The organism is Persicitalea sp., from assembly GCF_041751555.1.
In the GTDB taxonomy this organism is placed as follows: Bacteria; Bacteroidota; Bacteroidia; order Cytophagales; family Spirosomataceae; genus Persicitalea.
In genome coordinates this window covers 1-7,017 of sequence record NZ_JBGSXF010000151.1, presented here as the reverse complement: position 1 = coordinate 7,017, position 7,017 = coordinate 1, and the positions used below count along the sequence as shown (strand labels likewise).

5 protein-coding genes and 1 pseudogene are annotated in these 7,017 nt (G+C 52.2%); all 6 read left to right on the top strand.

Annotated elements, in window-relative coordinates; translation table 11 throughout:
* Positions 1 to 1,364 (top strand): sulfatase (locus tag ACEW8P_RS05125; protein WP_373512028.1); only part of this gene is annotated, 1,364 nt, incomplete at its 5' end.
* A 13-nt stretch (positions 1,365 to 1,377) separates the two neighbouring features.
* Positions 1,378 to 2,724, top strand: a complete 1,347-nt coding sequence (locus ACEW8P_RS05120; protein ID WP_373512027.1) for a sulfatase-like hydrolase/transferase — start codon at positions 1,378 to 1,380, stop codon at positions 2,722 to 2,724.
* An 84-nt stretch (positions 2,725 to 2,808) separates the two neighbouring features.
* Positions 2,809 to 3,393, top strand: a complete 585-nt coding sequence (locus ACEW8P_RS05115) for an RNA polymerase sigma-70 factor (RefSeq protein ID WP_373512029.1) — start codon at positions 2,809 to 2,811, stop codon at positions 3,391 to 3,393.
* Positions 3,394 to 3,505: 112 nt separating this feature from the next.
* Entirely contained in the window at positions 3,506 to 4,555 is a 1,050-nt protein-coding gene (locus ACEW8P_RS05110; protein ID WP_373512026.1) for a FecR family protein, read from the top strand.
* A gap of 150 nt (positions 4,556 to 4,705) precedes the next feature.
* Positions 4,706 to 6,163 carry a SusC/RagA family TonB-linked outer membrane protein gene (locus tag ACEW8P_RS05105; RefSeq protein WP_373512025.1) on the top strand — a complete coding sequence of 486 codons (1,458 nt, stop codon included), beginning with the start codon at positions 4,706 to 4,708 and terminating at the stop codon, positions 6,161 to 6,163.
* Between the two features lie 24 nt (positions 6,164 to 6,187).
* Positions 6,188 to 7,017, top strand: a pseudogene (locus tag ACEW8P_RS05100) (hypothetical protein); the annotation flags it as partial.

Sequence of the window (7,017 nt, the reverse complement as noted above, 5' to 3'; positions counted from 1 at the left end):
TCATGATCAGCGTGGATGATCTGAACGACTTCATCGGCGGCATGGGCCACCCGGATGCCATCACGCCCAATCTCGATAAGCTCATCAGTCGTGGGACGCTCTTTACCAACGCCCAGTGCCAGTCGCCGATGTGCAGTCCGTCACGCACTGCAATTATGACGGGTTTGCGGCCTTCGACCACGGGGATTTATGGCATGATCGACGACGACAAGATCAAGGAAACCAACGCAGCTACTCGTCAAACTACCTTCCTCCATCAGTACTTCAAGGATGCAGGATATTACACAATGGGAATCGGGAAAATCTTTCACGAACACACTCCCGATGGATTGCTGGACGAAAGCGGTGGCCGCAAGAAGGGCTTTGGCCCCAAGCCCTCCAAACCTTTCAAATGGGACGAAAAACGCACCTCTACGGATTGGGGCGCTTTCCCCGAACGCGACGACCAGATGCCCGACTATCATTCAGCCCAGTGGGCCGTCGAGCGCCTCGGTCGGAACTATGAAAAGCCTTTTTTTCTTTCAGTGGGTTTTCTGCGCCCGCACGTTCCCTGGTACGTGCCGCAGAAATGGTTCGACCTTTATAATCCCGAAAAGCTTCACGAGCCGCCTTACCTCAAAACCGACCGGGACGACCTCCCGCCGATTGCATTACAGGTAGATGACTGGCCTATGATGCCCACCACTGATTGGGCCATCGCCAGCGGCGAGTGGAAAAACATCCTGCAAGGGTACCTGGCCAGTGTGTCTTTCGTAGACCATTACGTCGGCGAAGTTCTGGACGCCCTGGAAGCGAGTGCCTACGCCGATAATACCATCGTAATTTTATGGTCGGATCATGGGTACCGCCTGGGGGAGAAGGGTACTTTTGCAAAGATGTGTCTTTGGGAAGAAGCGACGGCGGCCCCGCTGATTTTCGCCGGGCCGGGTATTCCGAAAAATAACAAAATCGACGTTCCCGTAGAATTATTTTCAATCTACCCCACATTGACCGACCTCTCTGGGCTTTCTCCAAGTACGAACTTAGAGGCCCGTAGTCTCTATCCTCTCCTGCAATCCCCCAAAACTAAATGGCTGCACCCGGCCATCACGACTTGGGCCAGAAATAATCACGCTGTCAAGACAAAGGACTTCCGCTACATCAAATACGAAGACGGCTCTGAGGAACTATATGATGTGGCGAAAGACCCGAACGAGTGGCGCAACGTGGCGGGAGAAAAGAAGTACGCGAAAGTAAAGGCCACCCTGGGAAAGTACCTGCCGACCGTCAACGTAAAATGGGCAGCGGCATCGGAGTACAGCATGAATGACTACTTTATTCGTCAGAAGGAAGAGCAGAGCGAAAAAGTTAAACCCGAAAAGTAAGACTATGACCCTGATGAAGAACAAGATTTTGCTATCGGTAAGTATCGCAATGGCCGCACTCCTGAGCCTGGCAACGTCCAAACCCAACAAGCCCAATATAGTCCTCATTCTCAGCGACGATGCAGGTTATGCCGATTTTAGCTTCCAGAGCAATCGGTTCATCACTACCCCAAACATCGACCGCATTGCCCGCGAAGGCGTGAAATTTACCGACGCTTACGTTACTGCCGCCGTTTGCGCACCCTCGCGGGCGGGACTGCTCACGGGCATCAATCAGCCCGAGTTTGGCAACGTGGACAATTACATCAAGGGGGTGAAGTACACTATCCCGCAGGCCGACTACGGAATCCCCCAAAACATCAAACTGATCGGTGATTATTTGCACCCCTTGGGCTACAAAAACGGGATCATCGGTAAGTGGCACGAAGGGTTCTCAAAACCGTATCACCCCAACAGTCGCGGTTTCGATTATTTCTGGGGATTCCTCTGGGGCAGCAGTCAGTACTTTCCCGGCAAGGCCGTAGAGGTGGAAGAAAACGGACGGCCCGTCGATCCGGCCAGCATTCCCTACATGACCGACGCCATCGGCGACCACGCCCTGGACTTTATAGAAAAAGAACAAAACAACCCCTTCTTTCTCTACGTATCGTTCAACGCCGTGCATTCGCCGTTGCAATCCAAGACCGAGGATTTGGAAAAATATAAGGAGCAGTTTTCGGACGAAAGGAAGCTGAACAATGCCGCTATGACTCATTCGCTGGACCACAACGTGGGCCGAATTTATGCGCAGCTCGAAAAACTGGATCTTCTCGATAACACCATTGTCATTTTCCTGAATGACAATGGCGGAGAAACCAAGCACATCCGCGCCGACAACTACCCGCTGCGGGGCCACAAAAGCGAGCCTTACGAAGGCGGTATCCGGGTGCCCATGGCAATGCGCTGGCCCGCCAAAATCAAGGCCGGGACGGTTTGCCACGCCATTGTCAGTTCTCTGGACATCTTGCCCACTATTCTGACCGAAGCCGGAGGAAAACTACCTAAGAAACCATTGCTTAAAGGGGAAAACTTATTCGAGAAGGCGGCACAAAATGCCGACAGGGAAGATGATCGCGCACTTTACTGGCTCATTAGTCACGACGAGGGGGCCATCCGGCAGGGAGACTGGAAACTTGTTTTCGAAAGCGATAAAGCCCCTCAATTGTTCAACCTGCGGAAGGACATCGGCGAAACGACCGACGTCTCCAAAACCGAAAGCAAAAAGTATCGTAAATTACTGACGAGGTACGATCGGTGGAAAAGTACCCTACCGCCGAAGCGCTTTATGCCTCTGCGAGAGAGAGAGGGGAGTGTGGACTGAGTTTTGGGAATGTATGTGTTATAGTCTTGACAAAAAACAATATTAATTTGTAGATTAAGCTGATCATCAAAAACCTACTGGGCCATTCTTATAGCTACGCTGGATACCCATATCGACCTGGACGATGCCCAACTACTTACGCTCCTGAACGAGCAGAATAGCGACTCCTTTGCCCAAATTTTCCAAAAATACTGGCAGGAACTTTACGACTTCGCTTACCTCAAAACCCAAGATGTCGACGCGTCGGAGGAAATCGTACAAGAACTCTTCGTTCAACTGTGGGAAAAGCGGAAGACGCTCCGCATTGCCAACCTTCGCAGTTATCTGTTCGTCTCGGTCAAAAACCGGGTGATCGATCATTATCGACAAACTACACACGCGCGCCTGGATTCAATTGCCGACTTGCCTTCTGACACCCCTTATCCTTTATTTTTGGAAGAGTTGGAATCTGCTATTGGCGACGCCCTGGCGCAATTGCCGGAAAAGTCGCAGCAGATTTTCCGTCTGAAAAAGTTCGAAGATAAGACCACTCGCGAAATAGCCGAGATGCTCGCTATGCCCGAACGGACGGTCGAGTACCATTACACCCAAGCCGCGCGAACCCTTAAAATATTACTGAGTGGCTTTCTTTCTCTCCTGATCTGGTTATTTTCCAGTAGTACTTTTTGAAGGAAAAATCCTGATAAATCCGTATTTTACATAAACTTTCCGCGAAAAATTATAATTGGTTGCGGACTTTCCCGAATTCTTCGTCGTACAGGCAGAGGATCATGCAACCCCTATGAGTAAGCAACACTTTCGTACCCTCCTTAAGCGCTACCAAACCGACGAATGCACTCCGCAGGAGCGGCGGTTGGTGGAGCAATGGTTTTCCATGCTCGACGGTGAACCATCCGCTCGTACGGCATCGGAAAATCAGCAACTCGAAGACAAGCTGTGGCGGGCCATTCAGCAGCGGCAAGGTACGGTCGAACGTCCCGTTCGTTCCCTGACGGCAATGCACCGATGGTGGCTTTCGGCGGCAGCGGCGGTCGTCGTACTGGGACTGAGCTGGTTTTTTTACACGACTTTGAATTCGAATACAGAAACCATCTTGGCAGACAATGGCCCTTCCGTGTCGTCTCCGGCGGGTACGCTCATACGTCTTAACGATACCGCCGAGGCAATGGAAATCACCTTGAATGATGGTTCGCGGGTTACGCTCGCGCCGCGCAGCAGCGTGGAGTACCCGGCGACCTTTGAAAGCTCCCGGCGCGAAGTGACCCTGCACGGCGAAGCCTTTTTTGAGGTGACGCGTAACCCGCAGCAACCCTTTTTCGTCAATGCCGGGGAAGTCACCACCAAGGTGCTGGGAACCAGTTTTCGTATCGAAACGGGCCAGAACAATAGCTCAGTTCAGGTATCGGTGCTGACGGGAAAAGTATCTGTCTTTCAGCGAGATTTGCCAGACGAACCCTTGAAGGATAAAATAAAAAATGGCGTGATTCTGACGCCCAATCAACGGGTTGTATACTCCCAGGCCAGTCATTCCTTTGAAACGAGTTTGGTAGAGCAGCCGATGGTCGTAGCCCCGGAGCGCGATTCTCCGGCGGTGAAGCCCGAAATCTTTGCCTTTGAAGATGCAACGATGGCAACCGTCGTAGGTAAATTGGAAAAAGCCTACGGCATCGAGATCATCCTTGAAAACGAGGAACTGGGTAACTGTCTATTCACCGCCGACATTACTGAACAGCCTCTTTTTACCAAACTGGATTTGCTCTGCGCCTCCCTGAATGCCACCTATGAAGTGCGGGGAACAAAGATTTTAATCATGGGTAGCGGTTGCCGTTAAGCCCAAATAAAAAAGAGCCGGAAGTGTTGCGAGCACTTCCGACTCCGAAGTAGTACCCTTTCTGAAACCTGGTCGGGTTTCCATCCTTGCGGATCGGGGAGAGGGCGTTTTGTCAAATTTTTATAAACCCAACAAAAACAGCCAAATGTAATGAAAAAACAATTACGAGCGCGAACGACGCTGCAACGAATCATGCGGATTACCCTGCTGCAAACTGTCCTGATTGGCCTGACCCTCACGCTGGTTCATGCCCACGAAGCCCACACGCAGGGCTTGCTGGATCGGGCCGTTTCGGTAAAGTTCAAGAATACTGAACTCCGAAAAGTACTGTCCCAGATCGAGGAGGAGGTTGATGTCAAATTTGTGTACAGCTCCACGGTCATCCAGCCCGATCGCCGGGTGAGCGTTCGGGCGGAAAAACGCAAACTTTCGGAGGTTTTGGCGCAGGTATTGGAACCGCTCGATATTTCGTACCGGGTGATTGGTGGGCAGATTATGCTGACGCGATTGGAGGCGGAAGCTTCCTCTTTTATGCCCGGAGTGAAAGTCGAAGCTGTGGCGGAGCAAATCGTTTCGGGAACTGTTACTGACGAAGGCGGGGGAGCTTTGCCGGGTGTGAGCATCCTGGTGAAAGGAACTCAGCGGGGAACGACAACAAACGTGGAGGGCTCGTATTCTGTGGTGGTGCCTGATAACAATGCCGTGTTGGTATTTAGCTATGTAGGATACCAAAGCCAGGAAGTGGCGGTGGAAAACCGAACCAGGCTAGACGTCAGTCTCAAGATCGACAATAAATCGCTGGATGAAGTGGTCGTCGTCGGCTACGGTACCCAAAAGAGAGCCGACATTACGGGTTCTCTGGCTTCGGTCAATGCGCAGGACATCAAGGATATTCCGTCGCCCAGTCTCGATGCCACGATGACCGGGCGAATGCCGGGCGTGTACGCTGCCCAAACAACCGGAACCCCCGGCGGCGGGCTGACCGTCCGGGTGAGGGGATCGGGTTCCATCGGGGCCGGGAACGAGCCGCTATATGTGATCGACGGCTTTCCCGTTACGGCCAACTACAACCAGACTAGCAACCCGCTTAACTCCATCAATCCCAACGACATTGAATCCATCGAGGTGCTGAAAGATGCGTCGGCAACGGCTATCTACGGATCGAGGGGTTCCAACGGAGTAGTGATCGTGACGACCAAAGCGGGTAAATCCGGCAAAATGACGGTCGATATCGACAGCTACGTGGGTGTGCAAAACGTGGTAAAAACGATCGATTTGATGAATGCCAGTGAGTTTGCCCAATACATCAAGGATTCACGAAACAACGCCTACGTCGATACGGGCGGCGACATTAACACGCCGAGCGACAAGCGCGGTACGATCTACAAAATTCTGCCCGATTTGCAGAATCCTGAGTCGTTGGGCGAAGGTACCAACTGGCAGAAGGAGATTTATCGTCCGGCCGCCATGCGCAATTTGCAGCTACGGATAGCGGGCGGCAACGACCGGGTTCGCTTCATGGTTTCGGGGGGGTATTTTAAGCAGGAGGGCGTTATCATCAATTCCGATTTTGAACGCTATTCATTTAGGGTCAATCTCGATGCCTAGGCTAACAAGCGACTTAAAGTGGGAGTGAACCTAACGCCGGCCTACACGATAGCCAATCCAACCGAAGCCGAGGGGCACTGGGCGCAGGGAGGCATTGTCCTGAGTGCGCTGTCGATCGCACCCCACGTTCCTGTGTATGACGCCGATGGCAACTATACCACGGCCTTGGGATTGGGAAATGGATTCAGCAGCATCGAAAATCCGGTGAAGCTTGCCAAAGAGCGCACCTATACGAACACCGAAATTCGTCTGCTCGCCACCAGTTTCGCCGATTATCAAATAATCAATGGCCTGAACTACAAACTACTGCTCGGCACCGATCTTCAATCCTCCAACCTGAGAACTTTCAAGCCATCCATAGTGGGCGTCGATGGCGTGCCCCCGCCAGTAATACCCAGAGGTACCAACAGTACTTCACAGTCGTACAACTGGCTGGTCGAGCACACGCTAAGCTACGACAAGACTTTTAACAAGCACCACATCAACGCGCTGGTGGGTTTTACGAGCCAAAAAGTGCGGGCCGATAATTCAGGAATATCATCGACTAATTTCCCGAACGATCTGGTACAAACGCTCAATGCGGGCATTGTTACCGATGCCGCGACCAGCGCGACAGAATGGTCGCTGCTGTCTTATCTTTCCCGGATCAATTACAGCTACAACGATCGCTACCTGCTGACGGCCACCATCCGGCGCGACGGTTCCTCGCGCTTTGGAAGCAATAAGAAATGGGGCGTCTTTCCGTCCGTCTCGGCGGGCTGGCGAATCTCGGAGGAGGATTTTATGAAAAATGTAAAGGGCGTCAGCGACCTCAAAATCAGGGCGAGTTACGGTGTCACGGGTAATAACTTCAT

What these genes read in the sequence shown, in the direction of transcription:
- ACEW8P_RS05120 (WP_373512027.1), top strand. Translation starts at nt 1,378, where the DNA reads ATGAAGAACAAGATTTTGCTATCGGTAAGTATCGCAATGGCCGCACTC.
- ACEW8P_RS05110 (WP_373512026.1), top strand. Translation starts at nt 3,506, where the DNA reads ATGAGTAAGCAACACTTTCGTACCCTCCTTAAGCGCTACCAAACCGAC.
- ACEW8P_RS05105 (WP_373512025.1), top strand. Translation starts at nt 4,706, where the DNA reads ATGAAAAAACAATTACGAGCGCGAACGACGCTGCAACGAATCATGCGG.